We start from the raw sequence: 24214 nt of genomic DNA, 5'->3' as shown, positions 1-24214 counted from the left end.
CGGGCTCAGCCGCCCGCGACCACGAGGGTCGACAGGGGCAGCCGCGCGCGCGGGGCGAGCTCGCGCTCCCGCAGCGCTTCCGGAGCGCGGTCGAGGTCGCCGAGCGCACCGACGGCCATGACGGTCACGGCGGCGAGGTCGTCGCCGAATCCGAAGGCCTCCGCGATCGCGGCGCGATCGAATCCGCCCATCTGGTGGGTGTGCAGGCCGGAGGCGTGCGCCTGGATCGTGAAGTAGGCGGCCGCCTGTCCCGCGTCATACGACGCCCAGGCGAGGGGCTTGCCCTCGATCGAGGTCGTCGTGGCGAACACCACGAGCGCGGCAGCGTCGGCGGCCCACGCCTGGTTGAAGCCCATGAGCGACGCGACGATCGCCGCGTGTGCGTCGGAGCCGCGGCGTGCGACCACGAAGCGCCACGGCTGCGTGTTGTTGGCCGACGGTGCCCAGCGGGCCGCCTCGAGGGCGCTGCTGAGTGCGTCCTCGTCGATGGGCGTCTCGGGGTCGAACACGCGGGTGCTCCAGCGTTCGGCCATGACGTCGAGGATCTCGGCGTCGGTCTGGGCGGTGTGGACGGTGATGGTGCTCATGGCGTCTCCTCGGGTCTTCCGGTACGGTCGGACGCCATCGTCCAGGTGTATGCAACCGCATGGGATGCCGTTCTGTTCCCACCGCCTCCCGCCCGGTCGTTGAGCGAGCGCGGAACCCTCCCGGTCGTTGAGCGAGCGCGGAACCTTCCCGGTCGTTGAGCGAGCGCGGAACCTTCCCGGTCGTTGAGCGAGCGCAGCGAGCCGAAACGCAGAGCCGAATCACGGAACCGAAACGGCACACCCCCTGGCGTCGCCGCACCGGGACCGACAGGCTGTGATCGTCGCCGCATCTCAGCGCCGTACCTCAAGGAGGAGAAATGGTCGCGTTCGTCTCATCGTTCTCGGGGTTCTCCGTGAACGACATCCCCGCCGCGGAGGCGTTCTACCGCGATGTCCTCGGCCTCACGGTCGAGAGCAACAGCATGGGCATCCTCGACATCTCGCTCCCCGGAGGCGGACACACGATCGCCTACCCGAAGGACGATCACGAGCCGGCCACCTTCACGATTCTGAACTTCGTGGTCGACGACATCGATGTCGCCGTCGATGCATTGCGCGCGGCGGGCGTGGAGACGAAGATCTACACCGACCCCGACTTCGGCACCGACGAACGGGGGATCGCCCGCGGCAACGGCGGGCCGGACATCGCATGGTTCCGCGACCCGGCGGGCAACGTGCTCTCCGTGCTCGTGGACTGAGGCGTTTCGTCTCGTCGCTGCGCTCCTCGCTCAGCGACCGGTGAGGCACCGCCTCCTCGGGTGGCGTTTCGTCTCGTCGCTGCGCTCCTCGCTCAGCGACCGGTGGGGTACCGCCTCCTCGGGCGGTACCCCACCGGAGCGGCAAGCCACCGGTCGTTGAGCGAGCGCAGCGAGCCGAAACGCAGAGCCGAGACGCCGCGCCGAGCGTCAGGCCTTCAGCGCCTCCGCGAGCTTCACGCGCGCACCCATCCGCAGGAGCGAGTTCTCGTAGATCTTCGCCCCCACCGCGATGGCGACCGCACACGTGGCCAGCAGGATCGCCAGCGACAGGAGCGGCTCCCACCACTGCGCCTCGCCGAGGAAGATGCGCACCGGCATCCCCACCGGCGCCGAGAACGGCACGTACGACATGACCGTCATGACGACGGGATTGTCGTTGAAGAAGATCACCAGGAAGTACGGCGCCATCACGAGGAAGGTGAGCGGGGTCGTCGTGGAACCGATGTCCTCCTGTCGCGACACCATCGCCGCTGCCGCCGCGAACAGCGACGCCAGCAGGATGAAGCCGAAGAGGAAGAAGACCGCGAACCACACGAGAGGCGCCCCGAGCCCCGTCAGCAGCGCCCCCTGATCGGTGACCGTGAGGCCGACGATCGCGATCGCCGCGAGTCCGATGATCTGACCCATCGCGAGCACCGTGTTGCCGAGCACCTTGCCGGCCAGCAGCGCGCGGGTGGGGATCGCGGAGATCAGCAGTTCGACCACTCGGGTCTGCTTCTCCTCCACGACGCTCTGCGCGATGGTCGATCCGAAGGTCAGCGCGGCCATGAAGAAGATGAGCCCGAACCCGAGGGCCACGAAGTACCGCAGCGCCCAATCGACGCCACCGGTGTCGAGCAGCTCGACGGTCGGCGTGATGCTCAGGAGCTGAAGCAGCCCGCTCGGGGGTGCCTCGTCAGCGACCACGGTGAAGCCGAAGGTGTCACCGGCCGCGTCCGAGGGCACGAGCGCCGCGTCCACGTCGCCCGCGCGGACCAGGTCGCGTGCGGCATCGGCATCCGTCGCTTCCGTCACCTCCAGGGCGTCGGCATACGGCGTGACGGCCGACGACGTCTGCGGCGTCACGGCCACCGGGATGCGGTTGTCGGCACCGGCCGAGATGCCACCCCAGACGACGGATGCCAGGGCGATCACGAACAGGATGCCCGTCGAGATGAGGAACGCCTTGCTGCGCAGCTTCGAGCCGATCTCGCGCTCGGTGACGAGCCAGACGCTCTGGGCGAAGGAGGGGGCGGACGCGGTCACTGGATGACCTCCTTGAAGATCTGGGCGAGGGACGGATGGCGGGGGGCGAAGCAGGCGACGTCGCCAGCTTCGACGGCGCGGCGGAGCACCCGTTGCGCGGCCTCCTCGGTGTCGGCGTCGAAGAGCGCGTACCCGCCGTCGAACTCGAGAACCTCGATGCCCGGCTCGTCGCGGAGCCAGCCGGCATCCCCCGTCGAGACGAGCTCGAATCGGCGTTGGGCGTGCTGAGCCCGCAGGCCCTCCCGCGTGCCCGAGGCGCGGATCGTGCCGCCCGCGATGATGACGAGGTCGTCGCACAGGCGCTCGACGACGTCGAGCTGGTGCGAGGAGAACAGCACGGCGACGCCCTCGGCGGCGCGGGCCTGCAGCACGGCGGCGACGACGTCGACGGCGAGCGGATCGAGTCCCGAGAACGGCTCGTCGAGGATGAGCACCTTCGGGTCGTGGACGAGCGCGGCCGCGATCTGCGCGCGCTGCTGGTTGCCCAGTGACAGCGTCTCGATGTTGTCGTTCAGCCGCTCCCCGAGGCCCAGGTCTTGGAGGAGCACGGTCGCGCGCGACGTGGCATCCGCCTTGGAGAAGCCGTGGAGCCGCGCGAGGTAGACGATGTGCTCCAGCACCCGCATCTTCGGGTACAGGCCGCGCTCCTCGGGCATGTAGCCGAACTGGCGGCGGTCGCTCGCGGTCACGGGCTCGCCGCCGAGCGTGACGGTGCCGCCGTCGCGGGCGAGAACGCCCAGCACGATCCGCATCGTCGTGGTCTTCCCGGCGCCGTTGCCGCCGACGAAGCCGGTGAGCCGGCCCGGCGCGACGGTGAAGCCGACGTCGTCGAGCACACGGCGCCCGCCGTAGCTCTTGGTGATCCCGCTCAGTTCGAGCATGCGCTCCTCCTCAGGTGGTGTGGTTCCACGCTACGGAGCGGCGCCTGCGGTCGCCTCCGCCCGGCGGGGGAGATCCGCGTGTCCACCGCGCGGCGGAGCGCGGCGGAGCGCGGCGGAGACCGGTGTTCACAACTCCGGAAGCCGGGTGTGGCGAACCGCGGCGCGGTACGTTCCGCCGGAGCGTGTCGGCGACCGGCGGCGCCGCGGCGAGCGGAGTTCCGGAGTTGTGAGCGAGGCTCAGGCCAGACCGTGCCGGTGCGCGAAGACGACGGCCGCCACGCGATCGCGCGCGCCGAGCTTCTGCAGCACGTTCGACACGTGCGTCTTCACCGTCGCCTCGCCGATGTACAGCTCCTGCGCGATCTCCGCGTTGCTGCGCGCCTGCGCGAGCAGCCGCAGCACCTCCGCTTCGCGCTCGGTGAGATCGACCGGCGGGGGTGCGGGCGCGGCCGCGGGCTCCGGCGGGGTGGCGCCCGCGGCGAACCTCTCGATCACGCGCCGCGTCACGGCCGGCGCGAGCAGGGCGTCGCCGGCCGCCGCGACGCGCACCGCGGCGATCAGCTCCTCCGGTCCGGCGTTCTTCAGCAGGAAGCCGCTCGCCCCCGCCGCGAGCGCCTGGAACAGGTAGTCGTCGCGGTCGAAGGTGGTGACGATGACGACGGATGCCGCGACCGCCGGATCGGCGACGATCCGCCGCGTGGCCTCCAGCCCGTCCATGTCGGGCATCTGCACGTCCATGCAGATCACGTCGGGGCTCAGTCGCGCCGCGGCGGTGACGGCTTCGACGCCCGTCGCCGCCTCCCCGACCACGACGATCCCCTCCTGGCTCTCCAGGATCATCCGGAACCCTGCCCTCATGACGGCGTGGTCGTCGACGAGCAGCACCCGCACGGCGCTCATCGCGCGGCCCCCGAGGCAGCCGCCCGGGCCGGGACCGGCACCCGCGCGCGCACGAGCCAGCCGTCGCCGCGGGGCCGCGGTCCGACGTCGAGCACGCCCCCGGATGCCGTGGCCCGCTCCCGCATGCCGACGAGCCCCAGCCCGGGCCGGCCACCCCCGCGGACGACGCCCGTGCTGGACACATCGAGCTCGATCACGTCGGCGCCGAAGCGCAGTCGCACGTCCGCAGTCGCGCCCGGACCGCCGTGCCGACGCGCGTTCGTCAGCGCCTCCTGGGCGATCCGGTACAGGTTCACCTGCACGAGATCCGGTGCGTCCAGCGGCTCGCCGACCACCGACAGGGTCGTCGGGAGCCCGTTCGCCGTTGCGTGCGCGACCAGGTCGGGAAGGGCCACCAGGCGGACAGTGGATGCCGGACTGTCGGCGCCGTCGGCATCCGTCGCATCCGGTGTGCGCAGCGTGTCCAGGAGGTTCCGGAGGTCGGTGAGCGCGCCGCGCGCGGAGGTCTCCACCGCGGCCAGGGCGGTGCGGGCCGCCTCGGGGTCGCGGTCGAGCACGGCCCGCGCCGCCCCCGCCTGCACCCCCATGGCGGAGACGTGATGGGCGACGACGTCGTGGAGTTCCCGCGCGATGCGCACGCGGTCGAGGGCGACGGCCTGCGCCGCCGTCAGCTCCCGTTCATGCTCGAGCTCCGCCGTGCGCTCTTCGAGGGCGCGCCGCGACTGGGCGTCGGCCCAGGCGCGCTCGCCGAAGAAGTACGCGCCCCCGAAGAACGCGGCGTTCACGAGGAACTGGATGAGGATCCATGCCGCGAACGGGGAGAACAGTCCGGCGCGGGAGAAGCCGTCGTCGCCGGGTTCGGTCGCCGCCTGGAACGTGGTGACGAGGAGCCACACGAACATCCCGACGATGACGGCGAGCCGCACGAAGGTGGCCCGACGCCGGTCGGCGACGTACGCGCCGACGGTGTACATCGCGAGGAACAACGACACGTTCGCGACGTAGACCTCGGGGATGCGGAGGGTGACCCCGACGAAGAAGCCGATCGCCACGACGACGAGCACGATCTCGGGGTGCTTGCGGCGGACCGCGATGGGCAGCGTCAGCACGGCCGCGTACACGAGCGACCACGCGAAGGGCGGCGACTCCTCGCCGTAGAAGCCGGCCACTTGACCGAGCCAGGCGCTCACGATCGCGGCGACGAACAGACCGGCGGCGAGCCACACGTCTCGCCGGGAGACGGCGGCGCGCGGGGCGGCGCCGTCGGCGAGGGGTGCTGAGTCGGGGGAGCTCATGCCTCCACGGTACGGGGGAGGCGCCGGCGCGACCTCCCCCGTGAGACGGAGCCGTGGGCGCGTGGAGCGGATCGGGCGCGGTGATGGGCGGGTGCGGGGGTGGGCCGGGGGTGCCGGGGGTGCCGGCGCGTGGCGCGGGCGGGGGTGCCGGCGCGGGGTGCGGGCGGTGCGTGTGGCTAACTCCTTCGATTCGTCGCGCGGGGCGGTGGCTTGGCCCGGAAACACGCGCTGCGGCCTCCGAACCAGCGACGGATCGAAGGAGTTACCGACGCCGGGGGTAGAACACGGGCGCGCGCAACCCGGCATGCGAGCCAGGCCCCGCCCGGCCGGGCCACCGCCCCGCCCGGCCCGCCCCGCCCCGATCCCGGCCCGGCCACCGCTCCGCCCCGCCCGGCCCTCGCTCCGCCCCCGGCCACGCGGCCTGCCCTGGTGGTCCGGCGCGCCGGCCGATACTGTCGGGGCATGGCAGAGAAGCCGGGCGCGCGGGGCGCATGGAACCTCGTGGGAGCGATCGTCTCGAGTGTCGCGGCGACGGTGCTCGTCGTGGCCGCCGTCGCGATGGTCGTGCTGTGGAGCGCCCAGGGCATGATGCCGTGGTCGGGCGACAGCGCCGGCTTCATGTTCTGGTGGGTCGCCCCGCTCATCGGACTGATCGGCGTCTCCCTGTTCGCCGTCGGCTCCAGCTACGCGAAGCAGTGGCGGAGCAGGCGGATGCCGTGACCCTCGGACGCGGGGAGCAGCGGGCATGACCGGGCGCATCGTCATCGACGTGTTCAGCACGCTCGACGGCGTGGGGCAGGGCCCCGGCGGTCTCACGGAGGACACCTCGGGCGGGTTCCGCTATGGCGGGTGGCAGGGACCCCTCACCGACGATGTCGTGGGCCGCGAGATCATGGCCGGCATCGACGCGCTCGACGCGCTGCTGCTCGGACGGAAGACCTACGACATCTGGGCGCCCTACTGGCCGTCGTACGGCGACGGCGCCGCCCATCCGATCGCCGCGAAGTTCAACAGCGTGCCCAAGTACGTCGCGTCACGCGGTCGCCCGTCCCTGGAGTGGGAAGGGTCGGAGCAACTGGGGCCGGACACGCTCGCCGAGGTGGCGGCGCTGAAGGAGCGGCACCGCGAGATCCACGTCGTCGGCAGCCTCGACTTCGCCCGCACCCTGATCGACGCCCAACTCTTCGACGTGCTCAACCTGTGGATCTTCCCCGTCGTGCTGGGCGAGGGCAAGCGGCTCTTCGCCGAGGGGATCGCCGCCGGCCAGCTCGTGCTCCAGGAGCCACCCCTCGCGGCGGGCACGGGGGCCGTGCTCCTCCGGTACGGGCCGGCGGGGCGGCCGCGGATGGGCGACATCGACCCGCGCGACGACTGACCCGGCGAACGGACCTCCGGCGCCGCCATCATGCCCTCGGGCGGCGTCAGAAGATCATCGGTCGATCGTCGTCGGCGCCGTCGAGGTCGAGGTCGACGACCACGGGGACGTGGTCGCTGGGGATCTCGCCCTTGCGCTCCTCGCGGTGGATCGCGGCATCGACGACGGCGTCGGCGAACGCGTGGGATCCCAGGATGAAGTCGATGCGCAGGCCTTCATTGCGGGGGAAGCGCAACTGCTTGTAGTCCCAATAGGTGTAGCCGGTCGGCACGAGCGGGCGCACGGTGTCGGACAGCCCGGCGTCGAGGAGCGCCTGGAACGCGGCACGCTCCGGAGGCGACACGTGGGTGGTCACGCCTTCGATCACCGTGGGGTCGCCGTTGTCGGCATCCGTCGGCGCGATGTTGAAGTCGCCCGTGAGCGCGAGAGCGAGGTCGGGGGATGCCGCGAGCGTCTCGGCGGTGTAGCCGCGCAGGGCTTCGAGCCAGTCGAGCTTGTAACGGAAGTGGGGGTCGTCGAGCGACCGGCCGTTGGGAACGTAGAGGCTCCACACCGTGACGCCGCCGATCGTCGCGCCGATCGCGCGGGCCTCCTGCGGGGCGCCTGGTCCGTCGTGCCCCTTCGCGAACCCCGGCATGCCCGGGAAGCCGATCTGCAGATCTTCGATGGGCTCGCGGCTCGCGATCGCGACGCCGTTCCACTGGTTCAGGCCGTGCGCCTCGACCGTGTACCCCGCGGCCTCGAACTCCGCGTAGGGGAACTGCTCCGGCTTGCACTTGATCTCCTGCATCGCGAGCACGTCGATGTGCTCGCGCACGGCGAAGTCGACGGTGCGGGCGACGCGGGCTCGGATCGAGTTGACGTTCCAGGTGGCGAGGCGCATGGCATCCAGCGTATTGGCCGTCGCCGACGTCGCCGTCCGTGTCCCTCGCCACCGCCGAGGCGTCGCGCCGGCCGTGACGGCGGGCGGCGGATACTCCCGGCGCGAGCGGCGGGAGCCGGTGCCCGCGCCGGGTAGCGTCGGCGGCATGTCCGCAGCGGTTCCTCCGCCCGTGTCCGCCGTCTCCCGCGGAGTGCGGGTGGGGTTGCTCGCGCTGGCGTGGTTCCAGGCCGTCTCGGCGCTCGCCGGATGCGCGGGCCTCACGTTCGGCGGGGGCCTCGGCATTCCGCTGGAGTGGTTGGAGGCGACGCCCTTCGACTCCTACGTCTGGCCGGGCATCGTGCTGGGGGTGGTGGTCGGCGGGGCGCAGGCGGTCGCGCTCGGCGCCCATCACGCGCGCTACCGCCTCGCATGGGGGCTCCATGCGGCGGCCGGGATCGTGATGATGATCTGGATCTTCGTCGAGATCTCTCTGCTGCTGGTGTGGTCGCCGTTGCACGGCGTCTACTTCGTGACGGGCACGGTGCAGGTCGTGCTCGCCGTCATCGCCCTGGGCGCGTGGCCGCACCCGTTCCTCTCCCGCTGAGCGTGCCCGGGCTCAGGCGGAGAGCGCGGTCAGGATGTCGGAGACCCGCTCCTTCGCGTCGCCGAAGAGCATCTGCGTGTTCTCGCGGAAGAACAGCGGATTCTGCACACCGGCGTAGCCCGAGGCCATCGAACGCTTGAAGACGATGACGTTCGCCGCCTCCCAGACGTGCAGCACCGGCATTCCGGCTATGGGGGAGCCCGGGTCTTCCGCGGCGGCGGGGTTGACGGTGTCGTTCGCCCCGATCACGAGGACGACGTCGGTCGCCGCGAAGTCGTCGTTGATCTCGTCGAGTTCGAGCACGATGTCGTACGGCACCTTCGCCTCGGCCAGCAGCACGTTCATGTGACCCGGGAGTCGGCCCGCGACGGGATGGATGCCGAAGCGCACCTCGATCCCGCGGGAGCGCAGCGCCGCGGTGAGCTCGGCGACCGGGTACTGCGCCTGCGCGACGGCCATGCCGTAGCCGGGCGTGATGATGACCGTCGACGCGGATGCCAGGAGGTCGGCGGCGCCGGCGGCGTCGATCTCGCGGTGCTCGCCCTGCTCCTCGTCGCCGCCGCGGGGAGCCTCGATGCCGAACCCGCCCGCGATGACCGACAGGAACGACCGGTTCATCGCCTTGCACATGATGTACGACAGGTACGCACCGGACGAGCCGACGAGGGCGCCGGTGACGATCAGCAGGTCGTTGTTGAGCAGGAAGCCCGCCGCGGCCGCCGCCCATCCCGAGTAGCTGTTGAGCATCGAGACGACGACGGGCATGTCGCCGCCGCCGATCGACGCGACCAGGTGCCACCCGAGCGCGAGCGCGAGCACGGTGACGGCGATGAGCAGCCAGATCGACGGCACGACGACGTACCAGACCGTCAGCGCGACGAAGGCGACGAGAGCGCCCACGTTGAGGGCGTTCTTGCCGGGCAGCATGAGGGGCTTGGAGCTCATCCGCCCCGAGAGCTTGAGGAACGCGACGATCGACCCGGTGAAGGTGACGGCGCCGATGAAGACGCCGATGAACACTTCGGCGTGGTGGATGTCGACGAGTTCGGCGGGCACGTCGCCCGCCGCCAGGTGGCCGTTCCAGCCGACGAGCACCGCCGCCAGCCCCACGAAGGAGTGGAGCAGGGCGATGAGCTCCGGCATCCCGGTCATCTCCACGATGCGGGCGCGCCACAGTCCGATCGCGCCGCCGATCGCGACCGCTCCGATCAGCAGCACGAGACCGACCGTGGCTCCCGGCGATCCCCACGCGCCCGCCGCGGTGACCCACACGGTGGCCACGAGCGCGATCGTCATGCCCGCGATGCCGAAGCCCACCCCGCGCCGCGAGGACGCGTGGGTCGACAGGCCGGCCAGGCTCAGGATGAACAGCAGCGCCGCGACGACGTAGGCGGCGGCCGCGACGGAGGACGCGAGATCGAGGGTCACTTGTCGGCCCCCTTCTGGAACATGGCGAGCATGCGCCGGGTGACGGCGAACCCGCCGAAGACGTTGATGGATGCCACGAGCACCGCGATCGCGGCGAGCACCCGCACGAGCGGGTCGTCGCCGGTGATCTGCACCATCGCGCCGACGACGATGATGCCGCTGATCGCGTTCGTGACGCTCATGAGGGGGGTGTGGAGGGCGTGGGCGACCTTGCCGATGACGTAGAAGCCGACGACGACGGCGAGGGTCAGCACGAGGAAGTGCTGCGGCAGGGGTGGCGGCGCGACGGCGCACACCAGGAAGAGCGCCGCGATGCCCGCGGCGGTGAGGGCCGTCCTTCCGCGCCGCGAGAGCGTGCGGCGGGGCGTCGGGGCGGCGACCTCGGCCGCGGCGGAGGGTGCGGGTGCGGCCGAGACCTGGACGGGAGGCGGCGGCCACGTGACGGCGCCGTCGTGGGTGACCGTCACGGCGCGCTGCACGACGTCGTCGTGGTCGAGGACGAGCGTGCCGTCCTTGTCCGGGGTGAGCAGCGCGAGGAGGTTGACGAGATTGGTGCCGTACAGCTGCGACGCCTGCTGCGGCAGTCGCCCCGGCAGGTCGGTGTAGCCGAGGATGACGACGCCGCCCTCCGTGATGACGCGCTCGCCCGCGACCGAACCCACGACGTTCCCGCCCTGCGCCGCCGCCATGTCGACGATGACGGAGCCGGGCTTCATCGACGCGACATCGTCGGCGGTCAGCAGCACGGGGGCCGCGCGGCCGGGGATGAGGGCCGTGGTGATGACGATGTCGACGTCGGCGGCCTGTTCCGAGTAGATCTCGGCCGCGCGACGGTCGTACGCCTCGCTGGTCGCCTTCGCGTACCCGTCGGCCGACACCTCCTTGTGCTCGTCGGGCACGACGACCTCGAGGTACTCGCCGCCGATCGAGCGCACCTGGTCGGCGACCTCGGGGCGTGGATCGGTCGCCCGCACGATCGCGCCGAGACTGGATGCCGCGCCGATCGCGGCCAGTCCGGCGACACCCGCACCCGCCACCAGCACCTTCGCCGGCGGCACCTTGCCCGCGGCGGTGACCTGGCCGGTGAAGAAGCGGCCGAACTCGTGCGCCGCTTCGACGACGGCGCGGTAGCCGGCGATGTTGGCCATGGAGCTCAGCACGTCCATGGACTGCGCCCGCGAGATGCGGGGCACGGCATCCATCGCCAACGCCGTGACGCCATGAGCGGCGAGACGCTCGAGCAGGTCGGGGCGGAAGGCGGGGCTCAGGAGCCCCACGAGGGTGGCGCCGGAGCGGAGCAGGGCGATCTCGGCATCCGTCGGCGCACCCACGGTCAGCACGACGTCGGACCCCCAGGCCTCGCGGCGGTCGACGAGCGTGGCGCCGGCTTCGACGTAGGCGGCGTCGGGGAACGACGACGTCGCCCCCGCGCCACGCTCGACGACGACCTCGTGGCCGAGGCCCCGGATCTTGACGACGGTCTGAGGTGTCGCGGCGACCCGCGTCTCCCCGTGCTGCTCCGCGACGACGGCGATGCGGGCCATGGTGCTCCTTCTGGTGCCGGTCGCGGTGCCTCGGGAGTCGGCGACGGCGACTTTCCCGACTCTAGGCCCCGTGTCCACCGTGCCGGTGGAAAAGTCACGTGAAAAACGGCGGTTCTTGCTCAATAGACTCGGGGGCATGACCGCCGCCTCCACCCCCGCGCTCGAAGCCGACCGTCAGTCCCTCATCGGCCTGATCCGCGAGGAGGCCGTCTTCCACGGCGACTTCACGCTCTCCAGCGGCAAGAAGGCCTCGTACTACGTCGACATGCGCAAACTGACGCTCGACCACCGTGCCGCACCCGCGATCGGGCGCATCATGCTCGACCTCATCCGCGACGTCGACGGCATCGTGGCGGTCGGCGGCCTCACGCTCGGCGCCGACCCGATCGCCAACGCGGTCATGCACGAGTCGGCGCGCACCGACGCCCCGCTCGACGCCTTCGTCGTGCGGAAAGAGCCGAAGGACCACGGGCGCGGCCGTCAGGTCGAAGGCGCCGACGTCGTCGGCAAGCGCGTCGTCGTGGTGGAAGACACCTCCACCACCGGACAGTCCGCCCTCAAGGCGGTCGAGGCGCTGCGCCGCGAAGGCGCCGAGCCGGTCGCCGTCGCCGTGATCGTCGACCGCAAGACCGGCGCGCAGGCCGCCGTCGAGGCGGCCGGGCTCACGTGGCTCGCCGCCATCGACCTCGACGACCTCGGCCTGCAGCCGCAGTGAGTCGCCGCCGCTCGGGAGGCAGCCCTCGCCCCTGAGCCGGGCGTCAGTCGTCGTTGCCGCGGTTGCGGAAGAACTGCACGGCGAGCACGATGACCGTGCCGACCATGACGACGCCGGTCGCGGCGAACAGCAGCGTCTGCTCGAACTCGTTCATGGCATCCCCTGTCTTTCGGCAGCTCGCGTCTTACAGCAGCTCGGGCATCTCGGACTCGACGGGCTCGGATGCCAGCAGGTCGGCGACCGAGTCGAGGATCTCGTCCGGGCGGAACGGGTAGCGCTCGATCTCCGCGTCGTCGGAGATGCCGGTGCGGACGAGGATCGTGTGCAGTCCCGCTTCGATGCCGGCGATGACGTCGGTGTCCATGCGGTCGCCGATCATGCCCGTGTTCTCCGAGTGCGCACCGATCCGGTTCATCGCGGAACGGAACATCATCGGGTTCGGCTTGCCCACGACGTAGGGCGCCTTGCCGGTGGCGTGCGTGATGAGCGCCGCGAACGACCCCGTGGCGGGAACGACACCCGACGGCGTCGGGCCCGTGGCATCCGGGTTGGTGATGATGAAACGCGCGCCGGCGTTGATGAAGCGGATGGCGTGCGTGATGCGATCGAACGAGTAGTTGCGCGTCTCGCCGACGACCACGTAGTCGGGATCGGTCTCGGTCATGACGAAACCGGCCTCGTGAAGCGCGGTCGTGAGTCCCGCCTCGCCGATGACGAACGCCGAGCCGCCGGGGTGCTGCGACTTCAGGAACTCCGCCGTCGCGAGCGCCGACGTCCAGATGCGGTCCTCCGGCACCTTCAGCCCCGAGCGGGCCAGGCGCGCGCTCAGATCGCGCGGCGTGTAGAACGGGTTGTTGGTCAGCACGAGGAACGGGGTGCCCGTTGCGCGCCACTGCGCCAGAAGCTCCGCAGCCCCGGGGATGGGGCGGTTCTCATGGACGAGAACGCCGTCCATGTCGGTGAGCCAGCACTCGATATCGGCGCGTGTCCGCATGGGGCCAGCCTATCGGGGCGAAGCCGCCCTAAGGTCGGTTGCGTGGCACGCGACGAGTGGGACCCGCACGACCTGCCCGACCTGACGGGCCGGCGCTACCTCGTCACGGGCGCGACCGCCGGGCTCGGCTTCTTCTCCTCGCTGCAGGTGGCCGGCGCGGGCGGACACGTCATCATGACGGGACGCAACCCGCATCGCCTCGCCGCGGCACGCGCCGCCGTGATCCGCCACCACCCCGACGCCTCTGTCGAGACGCTGCTGCTCGACACGAGCAACCTCGGCTCCGTCCGCGCCGCCGCCGCCACCGCGCGCGGGCGGACGGGGCTCCACGGCCTCCTGCTCAACGCGGGCATCGTGCATCCTCCGCGCGAACGCGAGGAGACCCGCGACGGCCACGAGATCGTGTTCGCGACGAACGCGCTCGGCCATTACGCGCTCGCCGGGGAGCTGCTGCTCGCCCTCGCCGCGGGGCGCGGCCGGATGGTGTGGGTCGGCTCGATGTCGACCTGGCTGACCCCGATGGAGCTCATCGACCCCGAACTGCAGAACGAGTACACGCCGTGGCGGGCGTACGTGCAGTCCAAGATCGCGACGGCCTCGCTCGGCTTCGAAGCCGACCGGCGCCTGCGGGCCTCGAACGTCCCCATCGAGAGCGTCGTCGCCCACCCCGGCTACTCGATCAGCGGACGTACCCGCGGCATCATCGGCATCAACACTCCGAGCCGGCTCAAGCGCTTCGGGGCGAACCTGCAGGCGCCCATCACCCAGTCGAAGGAGCACGGCGCCTGGACCCTCGTGCGCGCCCTCGTCGACCCGCTCGTCGAGGGCGGTCAGTTCTGGGGCCCCGCGCGCGGCTTCTCCGGCCCGCCGCGCCTCGCCGTCCCCACCCGCTCCGCCCGCGAACCCGACCTCGCCGCGCGCCTGTGGAATTACTGCGAACACGCCACCGGCACCGTCTGGCCCTACCTCAAAGCCAGCAAGGCCCGTCGGCGCTGACGCCGCTCTCTGCTGAGCTCGGCGCGGTCGAGCATGTCCCCATTTCGGTCGTTCTGGGCCGTCTCACGCAGCCGAAAGTGGGACATGCCCTGCGGAAAGTGGGACATGCCTTGCCGAAAGTGGGACATGCCCTGCCGGCCGGCTCAGGCCGTGAGCCACACGGCTGCCGCCGCGCCGTCGGGCAGCGTGAGTTCGCGACCGCCGTCGACGCGCACGGCATCCGCCGCCGTCACCGTCACCGTGTGCCCCACGTCGATCCCCGCCTGCTCCAGCGCCCGCAGCAGGGCAGGATCGCGGTCGCTCACCCGCAGCACCTGGCCGGTGTGGCCCGCGGCCGCTTCGTCGAGACGCACGAACGCCGACCGGTCGACGCGGCCCTCGGCATCCGGGATCGCATCGCCGTGCGGATCGAACCGCGGATGCCCGAGCCGCGTCGAGATGCCCTCCAGGAGTCGGTCGCTGATCGTGTGCTCCAGCACCTCCGCCTCGTCGTGCACCTCATCCCACGCGTACGCGAACTCCCGCACCAGCCACGTCTCGATCAGCCGGTGGCGCCGCACGATGGCGGCCGCGCGCTTCTCGCCCTCGTGGGTGAGCGCGATCGGTCCGTACGGGCGATGCGACACGAGGCCCTGCGCGGCGAGCTTCTGCACCATCTCGGTCACCGTCGACGGGGCGAGCCCCAGTTCGGCGGCGAGCTGAGACGGCGTGATGTGCGCCGTCTGCCACTCGGTGTGGTGGTAGATCGTCTTGAGGTAGTCGTCGACCGCGGCGGAAGGCACGCTCCAGGCTAACCGCCCGAGAACACCAGCCACAGGAGCACGACATTCAGCGTGATGAGGAACGCGGATGCCGCCACGCCCGTCGCCGTCGTCAGCCACCGATTTCGGTAGTCGCCCAGCACGTCGCGGCGCGCCGTCAGCGCCACGAGGGGCACCAGCGCGAACGGGATGCCGAAACTCAGCACCACCTGGCTCAGCACGAGGGCGAGGGTCGGATCGACGCCCGACGCCAGGATGACGAGCGCCGGCACGAGCGTGACGAGCCGTCGGGCCAGCAGAGGCACCCGCACCCGCAGGAGGCCCTGCATGATCTCCGCCCCCGCATACGCGCCGACCGCGGTGCTCGCCAGGCCGCTCGCGAGCAGCCCCACCGCGAACAGCGTCGCCACCACCGGGCCGATTCCGTCGCGGAGCGCCGCATACGCCCCCTCCAGACTGTCGGTGCCCGGCACCCCGGCGAGGGCCGACGCCGCCAGGAGCAGGATCGCGAGGTTCACCGTGCCCGCGATCGCGAGGGCGATCGTGACATCCCAGCGCGTCGCGCGCAGCAGCCGGGGCGTCGCGATCGCCCGGTCGGCGGGGTCCGACGTCGCGGCGGTGAAGCGGTCGCGGGCGAGGGCGCTGTGCGCGTAGATCGCGTGAGGCATGATCGTCGCGCCGAGGATCGACGCGGCCAGTAGCACCGAGTCGGTGCCCTCGAAGCGAGGGAGGAGACCGGCTGCGACGCCCGCGGCATCCGGCGGCGCAGCGAACACGCCGTAGGTGAAGCCGAACGCGATCACCAGTAGCAACCCGATCACGACGAACTCGAAGCTGCGCGCCCCGCGCCGCTGCTGCACCAGCAGGAGCGCGAGCGAGATCGCCCCCGTGGCGAGGCCGCCCCACAGGAGCGGCACCCCAAACAGGAGCCACAGCGCGACGGCGCCGCCGATGACCTCCGCGACATCCGTCGCCATCGCCACCAGCTCCGCCTGGAGCCAGTACGCCCGCCGCCCCCACCGGTTCTGAAGGCGCATGCCCAGCGTCTCGGCGAGGCTCCGGCCCGTGACGACCCCGAGCTTCGCCGACAGGTACTGGATGAGCCAGGCCAGCACGTTCCCCAGCACGACGACCCACACCAGGAGGTAGCCGTACCGCGCTCCCGCGGTCATGTTGCTCGCGACATTGCCAGGGTCGAGGTAGGCGACGCCCGCGACGAGCGCCGGGCCCAGCAGCCACGCGACGCGGCCCGGGCGCGCGTTCGTCGTACGCCGCGACGGTGCGGTGATGGGAGATTTCGGCATGCCGAAAACTGTAGCAGGGGGTCTTTCGGGTGGCCGAAATCTTGGCTGGATGTGGCGAACTCCTTCGACCCGTGTGCCGCCGTAGGAGCGGGCCGCGGAAGGGCGCGGTGTCTGGCGGCGGGGAGGGGCGGATCGAAGGAGTTGGCCACGCGCCGCGGTGGCCACTCCGGAGGAAAGGTGGGTCGAGTGCCCATGCGCCGCGGTCGCAACTCCGGAAGAACGGTGGGCCGGTTGCCCACTCCCCGCGGTCACAACTCCGGATGAACGGTGGATCTACGGCCGCTGACCGTGGCTGCGCGGTGGCGCGGCCGTCCGCGCCGCGCAGGATTCCGGAGTTGTGGCGACGGCGCTGGATACCCTGAGTCGGTGACCGTCCCCCACACCCCGTCCGAGCCGGCATCGCCCGAGGCTGCAGAGCCCGAGGTCGCGCCGGAGCCGCCGGTCGAGCCGGAGCAGGCGGTCGAGCCGGAGCCGGCTGAGTCCGGGTCGGCTGAGCCGGAGCCGCCGGCCGAGCACGAGCTCCCCGTCGGCATCGGGCCGTGGGCGGACGGACCGTGGCCCGACGACGAGCGATACGACCGTGAGCTACTCGCGGCCGGCGATCGGCGCAACGTCATCGACCGGTATCGGTACTGGACGATGGCGGCGATCGTTGCCGACCTCGATGAGCACCGGCATCCGTTCCACGTCGCGATCGAGAACTGGCAGCACGACATGAACATCGGATCGATCGTGCGCAGCGCCAACGCGTTCGGTGCGGCCGAGGTGCACATCATCGGACGGCGCCGGTGGAATCGCCGCGGCGCGATGGTGACCGATCGATACCAGCACGTGCGTCACCACGAAGACGTCGCCGGGTTCACGGCCTGGGCCGCCGGAGCGGACCTCCCCGTCGTCGCGATCGACAACGTCGACGGCTCCGTCCCGCTCGATCGTGCGGATCTGCCGGAGCGCTGCGTGCTGCTCTTCGGTCAGGAAGGTCCCGGACTCTCCGCGGAGGCGCTGGCCTCGGCATCCGCTGTCGTCGAGATCACGCAGTACGGATCGACGCGCTCGATCAACGCGAGCGCGGCCGCTGCCGTCGTCATGTACGACTGGTGCCGGCGCTGGGCCTGACCCCGCGCCTCGGCATCTGAGTCGCACCCCGCGTCCAGAGCATGGGGGTGTCCCCGTGTGTGCAGAGCATGCCCCGGTTTCGGTGGGGCATGTCCCCGTTGTGGTCGTTTGGGGATGCCGGTTTCGACCGAATGTGGGACATGGTGGTGCCCTTGCCGGGGCGGTGGCAGAGCATGTCCCGGTTTCTGCGGGACATGTCCCAGTTGTGGTCGATTGGGGATGCCGGTTTCGACCGAATGTGGGACATGGTGGTGCCCCTGCCGGGGCGGATGCACCACCCCCGGCCTCACCCCCGGCCCCACCCCGCCGCCACCCCCGGCCTCACCCCGGCCCCACCCCCGGCCTCACCCCCGGCCCCACCCCGCCGCCACCCCCGGCCTCACCCCGGCGGCCGCGGGGTCACACCTGGACGGTGAGCCACTCCGGCCGGCGGACGCGCCAGCCGAGCGTCGCGAGCCGCGCCAGCATGTACACGCCGAAGAAGCAGGCCGCTAGCCACGCAAGTCCGGCCGCGCCGCCCGGCTGCAGCACGCCGACCAGCACCAGGGCCGGCGCGTACGGCACCAGATTGAGCACGCCGGCCAGCGCGAGGTACTTCGCGTCGCCCGCTCCCATGAGCACCCCGTCGAGCACGAACACGACACCGCACACCGGCTGCGCGACGGCGAGCACGAGCAGCGCCGGCTGCACGAGAGCGGCGACGGCGGGATCCCCCGTGAAGGCGAGTCCGATGACGCCCGACAGTGCGGCGATGAGCGCCCCGACCAGGATGCCGAACCACGCGCCCCACGCGACGGTCCGCCCGAGCACGCGTCGCACGAACGGTTCGTCGCGGGCGCCGAGGCCACGGCCGATGAGGGCTTGCGCCGCGATCGCGAGCGCGTCGAGGGCGAAGGCGGCCGTCGAGAAGATCGTGAACGCGACCTGCCAGCCGGCCAGCTCGTCGGTGCCGAGCGCGGTGGCGACCGCGACGGTCGCGAGCAGGGCGACGCGCAGCGAGACCGTCCGCAGGAACAGCCACCCTCCCGAGCGGGCGGAGCCACGCACCCCGTCGCGCTGCGGCAGGACGGATGCCGAGTGCCGCCGTGCGAGGCGACCCACCACGAGCGCGTATGCGCCGACCATTCCCCACTGGGCGGCGACGGTGCCCGCGGCGGAGCCCGCGATGCCCCAGCCGAACCCGTAGATGAAGAGCCAGTTGAGCAGCGCGTTTGCGGCGAACCCGAAGCCCGCGATCCACAGCGGGGTGACCGTGTCCTGCATGCCGCGGAGAAGGCCGGTCGCCGCGAAGACGATCAGCATGGCCGGAAGTCCCCACATCGACAGCTGCAGGTAGATCCGCGCCTGCTCGGCGACATCGGGGGAGGCCCCGAACATCGCGACGAGCGTCGGCGTGAGGACGGAGCCGGCGACGGCGAGCAGCGCCCCCAACCCGAGCGCGAGCCACAGCCCGTCGATCCCGGCGCGCACCGCGCTCGTGTGGTCGCCCGCGCCGAATCGTCGGGCGACGGCGGGGGTCGTCGAGTAGGCGAGGAAGACCATGAGCCCGACGATCGTCTGCAGCACGGCCGAGGCGATGCCGAGGCCCGCGAGCGGCACGACCCCCAGGTGTCCGACCAGCGCGGCGTCGACGATGAGGAACATCGGCTCGGCCACGAGCGCGCCCAGCGCGGGGACGGCGAGGCGCAGGATCTCCCGGTTGAGGGTCAGCGCGGCCATGGGACGAGCCTAGGCTGGGGGGACGACGCGCACGTCGAGCGGAGGAGGGGTATGTCGCTGTCGCGCCTCTCCCGCCCCGTCGCCCGCCTCCGGCGCCGCCTTCCCACGTGGGCTCGCGTCGTGCTCGACGTCGCGGCGATCGTGCTGGGTGCGGTCCTGGCGATCCGCCCGACGACGGCGCTCGACGTGCTGGCGCTCCTGCTGGGCGGCGGCATGGTGCTGACCGGCATCCTGCAGTTCTTCGACGACGCGCGCGCGGAGTCGACGCGCGCCCGCTGGCGGTTCGCGCTCGTGGGGGTGTGGCTGGCGGGGGGCGCTTTCGTCCTGGTGTGGCCGGGCCTGACCGTGCGTGTCGCGGCGGTACTCGTCGGCGGTGCGCTCCTCCTGGCGGGCACCCTGGGCGTCGTGGGCGCGTTCCGTCGCGGGCGGGGCCTCGACGAACGGATCTCGGATGCCGCGTTCGGCGCATCCGGACTGATCTTCGGTGCGGTGTCCCTCGCGTGGCCCGACATCACGCTGCTGGTGACGGCGGTGGCCTTCGGTGCATGGCTGCTCGTGCTGGGGATCTCGGGGCTGTGGACGCTGCTGCGCGCCCGACGCGACCGCGCCGCGCGCGGCACGCGCACTCCTGCCCGCCGCTGGGGGCGCACGGTCGTGGCGCTCGGCGCGGTGGCGCTGGCGGTGACGACGGCTCTCGTGACGACACCGCTGCGTGAGGGCTCGTCGGTGGTGGACGAGTTCTACGCCGCGCCCCGCGACATCCCCGACGAGCCGGGCCGCCTCATCCGCGCGGAGCCGTTCGAGAATCAGGTGCCGGCCGACGCGAACGCGTGGCGCATCCTGTACACGACGACCGGTGTCGACGGTGCGGTGCGGGTGGCCAGCGGACTCGTCGTCGCGCCCCGGAAGGGCGACGGCCCGTGGCCGGTGATCGACTGGAACCACGGCACGACGGGGTTCGCGCAGCACTGCGCGCCGTCGCTGCTGGAGAAGCCGTTCTGGGCGGGTGCGCTCTTCCAGCTCCCGCAGATCATCGACGAGGGCTGGGCGCTCGTGGCGACCGACTACATCGGGCTCGGCACGGAGGGGCCCCACCCGTACCTGATCGGGCCCCCCAGCGCCTACGCGTCGCTCGACGCGGTGCGCGCGGCGCAGGAGCTCGACGAGGCGCGACTCAGTGCGAACACCGTCGTGTGGGGTCATTCGCAGGGCGGTGGCGCGGCGCTGTGGACGGGCGCGCTGGCCCGCTCGTATGCGCCGGAGATCGTTCTGCGCGGCGTCGCGGCGCTCGCCCCCGCCGCCGATCCGGCCGCGCTCGTCTCCCAGCTCACCGATGTCACGGGCGGCAGCATCTTCGGCTCCTTCGCCTTCGCGTCGTACGAGGCGATCTACGACGACGTGTCCTCCCGCGACTACTTGCGCCCGGGGGCGGTGGTGACGGTCCGTGCGATGTCGGAGCGGTGTCTGAGCGATCCGGGCACGATCGTGTCGGCGCTCGCCGCCCTCGGCCTGTCCGGCGATCCGGAGATCTTCGCGACGCCGCCGACCTCCGGCCCCCTCGGCCGTCACCTGCGCGAGAACACTCCGCCGCCGACCGTGTCCGCCCCGCTCCTGATCGCGCAGGGCAGCACGGACGGAATCGTGCGTCCGTCGACGCAGCGCAGCCTCGTCGACCGCTACTGCGAGGCCGGGCAGCTGCTCGACTACCGCCTGTATGACGGATTCGGTCACACGCAGATCGTCGAGCTGAAGTCGTCGCCGCTGCGCGAGGAGCTCCTCGCGTGGACGGCCGACCGCTTCGCGGGCGAGCCCGTGGAATCCGGATGCCGTCAGACCGAGATCCCGTCACCGTGACGCCCTCTAGCATGGATGCCATGACCGACACTCCCCGCCGTTCGGGCATTGTGCTCGCCGAACTCAGCTCCGAGATCCGTCCCCAGGACGATCTGTTCCGTCACGTGAACGGGGCGTGGCTGGACCGCACCGAGATCCCCGACGACAAGGCGCGGTGGGGATCGTTCCACCTCATCGCCGAGCAGGCCGAGAAGGACGTGCGGGCGATCATCGAGGAGTCGCAGTCCGCCGACGAGGGGTCGGAGGCGCGCAAGGTCGGCGATCTGTACGCGAGCTTCATGGACACCGCCCGCATCGAGGAGCTGGGTGCCGCGCCGCTGCAGCAGCAGCTCGCCCGCATCGACGCGGTCGACGGCATCGCCGCTCTGCTGCGCACCGTCGGCGAGCTCGAGCGGGAAGGCGTCGGCGGTTTCCTCGGCACCTACATCGAGCCCGACCCGGGCAACCCGCAGCGCTACGTCGTGTTCTTCGTGCAGGGCGGCCTATCGCTCCCCGACGAGAGCTACTACCGCCTCGAGAACTTCGACGCGACCCGATCGGCGTTCCGCTCGTACGCCGCGACGGTGCTGGGTCTCGCGGGCGTCGCCGACGCCGATGCGCAGGCGGAGAGGGTGCTCGCGCTCGAGACGGAGCTGGCATCCCACCACTGGGACAACGTCCGCAGCCGCGACGCGGTCGCGACCTACAACCTGCTGACATGGGATGCCGTCGTCGACCTGCTGGGGGTGGACCTCGCGCCGTGGCGCGACGCCGTGGCTCCCGGCCACGCGCACGGCTTCGCGGAGATCGACGTCAACCAGCCGAGCTTCCTCGAGGGCTTGGGCGCGCTGCTGACCGAAGAGCGACTCGACGACTGGAAGGCGTGGCTGCGCCTGCACGTCGTCCGCTCGTCGGCGCCGTTCCTCTCCGACGCGTTCGTCGATGCGAACTTCGCTTTCTACGGCACGGAGCTCACGGGCGTCCCCGTCAACCGCGAGCGCTGGAAGCGCGGCGTCGGCTTCGTGGAGGCGGCGATGGGCGAGGCCGTCGGCAAGGTGTACGTGGAGCGTCACTTCCCGCCGGCCGCGAAGGAGGCGATGGACGAGCTCGTCGCGAACCTCATCGAGGCGTACCGGCAGTCGATCTCGCAGCTCGAATGGATGACGGCGGCGACCCGGGAGCGCGCGCTCGAGAAGCTCGCCGCGTTCACCCCGAAGGTGGGCTACCCCGTGCGCTGGAAGGACTACGGCGCGCTGGAGGTCGATCCCGCCGACCTCATCGGCAACGTCCGACGCACGAACGCGTGGGAGCACGAGCGCCAGCTCGCCAAGCTCGGCACGCCCATCGACCGCGACGAGTGGTACATGACGCCGCAGACGGTCAACGCGTACTACAACCCGCTGATGAACGAGATCGTGTTCCCGGCGGCCATCCTGCAGTACCCGTTCTTCGACCTCGAGCGGGATGCCGCGGCCAACTACGGCGGCATCGGTGCCGTGATCGGCCACGAGATCGGCCATGGCTTCGACGACCAGGGGAGCGCGTTCGACGGCACCGGCGCGCTCAACGATTGGTGGACCGACGACGATCGTGCCGCCTTCCAGGAGCGCACGGCGGCGCTCATCGAGCAGTACAACGCCCTCGTGCCGCTCGGTCTCGGCGAGGAGCACACCGTCAATGGTGCGCTCACGATCGGCGAGAACATCGGCGACCTCGGCGGACTCGGCATCGCGATCAAGGCCTACCGGCTCCACAACGCGGCCGTCGGCGCCGACCCTGACGGTCCGGTGATCGACGGCTTCACCGGCATCCAGCGTCTGCTGCTCAGCTGGGGGCAGATCTGGCAGCAGAAGGGCCGGGATGCCGAGACGATCCGGCTGCTGACGATCGACCCGCACTCGCCCAACGAGTTCCGGTGCAACCAGATCGTCCGCAACGTCGACGAGTTCTACACCGCCTTCGACGTCACCGAGAGCGACGCTCTCTGGCTCGACGCCGATCGTCGCGTCACCATTTGGTGACGCGCGCCGCGTGAGCGGCACCCTCCATCCTCCGCAGGGGGAGCGGAGCGATCGCAGGGAAAGTCCAGCGGGAGGATCAGCGTGAACGCCGCCGAGCCGTTCGAGTCGCACGCCGCCGCACTCGCGGCTGGCGGACTGCGCCGCGATGCCGCCTCGGGGGCGGGCGCGCGGCGGTCGGGAGGCCGCACGCGACGGTCGGGGGCGGGGCGTCGGTCCTTCACCGCGACGCTGCGGGCCCTCGACGGACTCGCGTCGTCCGGTGCGCAGGTCTCCGTGCGGGTGACCGACCTCGACCGCGACACGGAGGTGTTCGCCGGCGACGACCACTTGACCCTGCCGGTCGGGGGCATCGGGGTCGTGCCGCTCCTCATCGAGACGGCCTCGCAGCTGGAGACCGGCGCGCTCGACGCCCTCGAGATCGTCGACCGGTCGACCGTCGACCCCGTCGACGTCGGAGGCCTGTGGCGGCACCTCAAGGCGCCCGCGCTGCCCGTGTGCGACCTGGCTGTCCTCGCCGCAGCCACCGGCGACGCCCTCGCGACCAACGCGCTGCTGGCCCGCGTCGGGCTCGACGCCGTGCGGGAGCGACTGGAGCGGATCGGGCTCGTCCGCACCGCGCTCATGGACGGCTTCCGTGACCGCCGCGGTCCCGACGACGCGCCGCATGTGGCGCTCGCGTCAGCGGGGGAACTGGCATCCCTGTTCGGCGCTCTCGTCAACGCGCGGGTGGTCTCGCCCGCCGTCAGCGCGCAGGTGTCGGAATGGTTGAGCCTCGGCCACGACCTCTCGCTCGTGGCATCCGCCACCGGCCTCGACCCGTTCGCTCACGACGACGACCGGCACCAGCTGCTGTTCGTGAACAAGACCGGCCGGGCCGACGGGGTGCGCGCGGAGGCGGGGGTGCTCGCCGGGCCGCGCGCGGGCGTCGCCTACTCGCTGATCGTCTGCTTCGACGACCTCTCGGTCGCGCACCGGCTGCGCGCGCACGACGCGTTCCGCACCCTCGGCGTCGAACTCATGGAGTACATCCACTGACCTGGGCTGGACATGTCCCGGTGTGGGTGGCTTCGGCCGGGGCTGGCGGGGGCATGTCCCTGTTTGTGTGGGGCATGACCCAGTTTTGGTGGGTTCATGTCCCAGTTTGTGCCGTTCCGGCCTGCCCGAAACGACCGAATGTGGGACATGGGCTGTGGCGGATGCCAGTGACGGTGGCTCTGTGGGGAGGCTGCCGGGGCATGTCCCAGTTTGGCTAGTTCATGACCCAGTTTGTGCCGTT

Annotated in this window: 22 protein-coding genes; 10 read left to right on the top strand and 12 right to left on the bottom strand. The window is 71.6% G+C overall.

The genetic code is table 11. The annotated features are described in order from the left end of the window. Positions 1 to 5 precede the first annotated feature (5 nt). Positions 6 to 587 (bottom strand): nitroreductase family protein, encoded by a 582-nt coding sequence (locus P0Y48_10735; GenBank protein ID WEK12935.1) that lies wholly within the window; start codon positions 585 to 587, stop codon positions 6 to 8. A gap of 317 nt (positions 588 to 904) precedes the next feature. Here P0Y48_10735 and P0Y48_10730 point away from each other — a divergent pair, with 317 nt between their 5' ends. Then, positions 905 to 1285 (top strand): VOC family protein, encoded by a 381-nt coding sequence (locus P0Y48_10730; protein ID WEK12934.1) that lies wholly within the window; start codon positions 905 to 907, stop codon positions 1283 to 1285. A 207-nt stretch (positions 1286 to 1492) separates the two neighbouring features. On the opposite strand, the gene P0Y48_10725 is transcribed toward P0Y48_10730, so the two are convergent. The 4 genes from P0Y48_10725 to P0Y48_10710 all read right to left on the bottom strand — a co-directional run bounded on the left by P0Y48_10725 (position 1493) and on the right by P0Y48_10710 (position 5666). After that, a complete protein-coding gene (locus P0Y48_10725; GenBank protein ID WEK12933.1) occupies positions 1493 to 2590 on the bottom strand; it encodes an ABC transporter permease in 1098 nt (365 codons plus the stop codon). Next, positions 2587 to 3471 carry an ATP-binding cassette domain-containing protein gene (locus tag P0Y48_10720; GenBank protein ID WEK12932.1) on the bottom strand — a complete coding sequence of 295 codons (885 nt, stop codon included), beginning with the start codon at positions 3469 to 3471 and terminating at the stop codon, positions 2587 to 2589. The genes P0Y48_10725 and P0Y48_10720 overlap by 4 nt, the downstream gene beginning before the upstream one ends. Positions 3472 to 3708: 237 nt before the next feature. Next, positions 3709 to 4371 carry a response regulator transcription factor gene (locus P0Y48_10715; protein ID WEK12931.1) on the bottom strand — a complete coding sequence of 221 codons (663 nt, stop codon included), beginning with the start codon at positions 4369 to 4371 and terminating at the stop codon, positions 3709 to 3711. Beyond that, entirely contained in the window at positions 4368 to 5666 is a 1299-nt protein-coding gene (locus P0Y48_10710) for a histidine kinase (protein ID WEK12930.1), read from the bottom strand. Before P0Y48_10710 ends, P0Y48_10715 begins: the two co-directional genes overlap by 4 nt. A gap of 462 nt (positions 5667 to 6128) precedes the next feature. Between P0Y48_10710 and P0Y48_10705 the strand changes: the two genes are divergently transcribed. Beyond that, the gene (locus P0Y48_10705; protein WEK12929.1) at positions 6129 to 6386 is read left to right on the top strand and encodes a hypothetical protein; all 258 of its coding nucleotides are present in this window, start codon (positions 6129 to 6131) and stop codon (positions 6384 to 6386) included. A 25-nt stretch (positions 6387 to 6411) separates the two neighbouring features. Continuing rightward, the gene (locus P0Y48_10700; protein WEK12928.1) at positions 6412 to 7041 is read left to right on the top strand and encodes a dihydrofolate reductase family protein; all 630 of its coding nucleotides are present in this window, start codon (positions 6412 to 6414) and stop codon (positions 7039 to 7041) included. A 46-nt stretch (positions 7042 to 7087) separates the two neighbouring features. Here the strand turns inward: P0Y48_10700 and P0Y48_10695 are convergent, their stop codons facing one another. Continuing rightward, positions 7088 to 7924, bottom strand: a complete 837-nt coding sequence (locus P0Y48_10695) for an exodeoxyribonuclease III (GenBank protein ID WEK12927.1) — start codon at positions 7922 to 7924, stop codon at positions 7088 to 7090. Here P0Y48_10695 and P0Y48_10690 point away from each other — a divergent pair. Continuing rightward, entirely contained in the window at positions 7923 to 8507 is a 585-nt protein-coding gene (locus P0Y48_10690; GenBank protein WEK12926.1) for a hypothetical protein, read from the top strand. The genes P0Y48_10695 and P0Y48_10690 overlap by 2 nt on opposite strands. Before the next feature lie 12 nt (positions 8508 to 8519). Here P0Y48_10690 and pntB read toward each other — a convergent pair whose 3' ends face one another. Both pntB and P0Y48_10680 read right to left on the bottom strand, forming a co-directional pair. Then, on the bottom strand, positions 8520 to 9935 hold the full coding sequence (pntB, locus tag P0Y48_10685; GenBank protein WEK12925.1) for a Re/Si-specific NAD(P)(+) transhydrogenase subunit beta: 1416 nt from the start codon (positions 9933 to 9935) through the stop codon (positions 8520 to 8522). After that, positions 9932 to 11479 carry a Re/Si-specific NAD(P)(+) transhydrogenase subunit alpha gene (locus tag P0Y48_10680; protein ID WEK12924.1) on the bottom strand — a complete coding sequence of 516 codons (1548 nt, stop codon included), beginning with the start codon at positions 11477 to 11479 and terminating at the stop codon, positions 9932 to 9934. Before P0Y48_10680 ends, pntB begins: the two co-directional genes overlap by 4 nt. Positions 11480 to 11615: 136 nt before the next feature. Here P0Y48_10680 and pyrE point away from each other — a divergent pair, with 136 nt between their 5' ends. Further along, positions 11616 to 12194, top strand: a complete 579-nt coding sequence (pyrE, locus tag P0Y48_10675) for an orotate phosphoribosyltransferase (GenBank protein WEK12923.1) — start codon at positions 11616 to 11618, stop codon at positions 12192 to 12194. A 184-nt stretch (positions 12195 to 12378) separates the two neighbouring features. Here the strand turns inward: pyrE and P0Y48_10670 are convergent, their stop codons facing one another. Continuing rightward, positions 12379 to 13188 (bottom strand): HAD-IIA family hydrolase, encoded by an 810-nt coding sequence (locus P0Y48_10670; protein ID WEK12922.1) that lies wholly within the window; start codon positions 13186 to 13188, stop codon positions 12379 to 12381. 42 nt (positions 13189 to 13230) lie between these two features. Here P0Y48_10670 and P0Y48_10665 point away from each other — a divergent pair, with 42 nt between their 5' ends. After that, positions 13231 to 14184, top strand: a complete 954-nt coding sequence (locus P0Y48_10665; protein ID WEK12921.1) for an SDR family NAD(P)-dependent oxidoreductase — start codon at positions 13231 to 13233, stop codon at positions 14182 to 14184. Between the two features lie 143 nt (positions 14185 to 14327). On the opposite strand, the gene P0Y48_10660 is transcribed toward P0Y48_10665, so the two are convergent. Both P0Y48_10660 and P0Y48_10655 read right to left on the bottom strand, forming a co-directional pair. Beyond that, positions 14328 to 14966 (bottom strand): metal-dependent transcriptional regulator, encoded by a 639-nt coding sequence (locus P0Y48_10660; protein ID WEK12920.1) that lies wholly within the window; start codon positions 14964 to 14966, stop codon positions 14328 to 14330. Positions 14967 to 14974: 8 nt separating this feature from the next. Next, positions 14975 to 16249 (bottom strand): Nramp family divalent metal transporter, encoded by a 1275-nt coding sequence (locus tag P0Y48_10655; protein ID WEK12919.1) that lies wholly within the window; start codon positions 16247 to 16249, stop codon positions 14975 to 14977. 531 nt (positions 16250 to 16780) lie between these two features. Between P0Y48_10655 and P0Y48_10650 the strand changes: the two genes are divergently transcribed. Continuing rightward, the gene (locus tag P0Y48_10650) at positions 16781 to 17365 is read left to right on the top strand and encodes a TrmH family RNA methyltransferase (protein WEK15061.1); all 585 of its coding nucleotides are present in this window, start codon (positions 16781 to 16783) and stop codon (positions 17363 to 17365) included. Positions 17366 to 17764: 399 nt separating this feature from the next. Here the strand turns inward: P0Y48_10650 and P0Y48_10645 are convergent, their stop codons facing one another. Continuing rightward, entirely contained in the window at positions 17765 to 19084 is a 1320-nt protein-coding gene (locus P0Y48_10645) for an MATE family efflux transporter (GenBank protein WEK12918.1), read from the bottom strand. 51 nt (positions 19085 to 19135) lie between these two features. On the opposite strand from P0Y48_10645, the gene P0Y48_10640 reads away from it, so the two are divergent. The 3 genes from P0Y48_10640 (at position 19136) to P0Y48_10630 (ending at position 23973) form a co-directional block, all read left to right on the top strand. Continuing rightward, positions 19136 to 20938, top strand: a complete 1803-nt coding sequence (locus P0Y48_10640; GenBank protein WEK12917.1) for a lipase family protein — start codon at positions 19136 to 19138, stop codon at positions 20936 to 20938. A gap of 20 nt (positions 20939 to 20958) precedes the next feature. Beyond that, positions 20959 to 22938, top strand: a complete 1980-nt coding sequence (locus P0Y48_10635) for a peptidase M13 (GenBank protein ID WEK12916.1) — start codon at positions 20959 to 20961, stop codon at positions 22936 to 22938. Between the two features lie 81 nt (positions 22939 to 23019). After that, positions 23020 to 23973 (top strand): class A beta-lactamase-related serine hydrolase, encoded by a 954-nt coding sequence (locus P0Y48_10630; protein WEK12915.1) that lies wholly within the window; start codon positions 23020 to 23022, stop codon positions 23971 to 23973. Positions 23974 to 24214: the final 241 nt, after the last annotated feature.

The organism is Candidatus Microbacterium phytovorans (assembly GCA_029202445.1).
Taxonomy (GTDB): Bacteria; Actinomycetota; Actinomycetes; order Actinomycetales; family Microbacteriaceae; genus Microbacterium; species Microbacterium phytovorans.
This window is presented reverse-complemented; position numbering and strand designations above follow the sequence as displayed.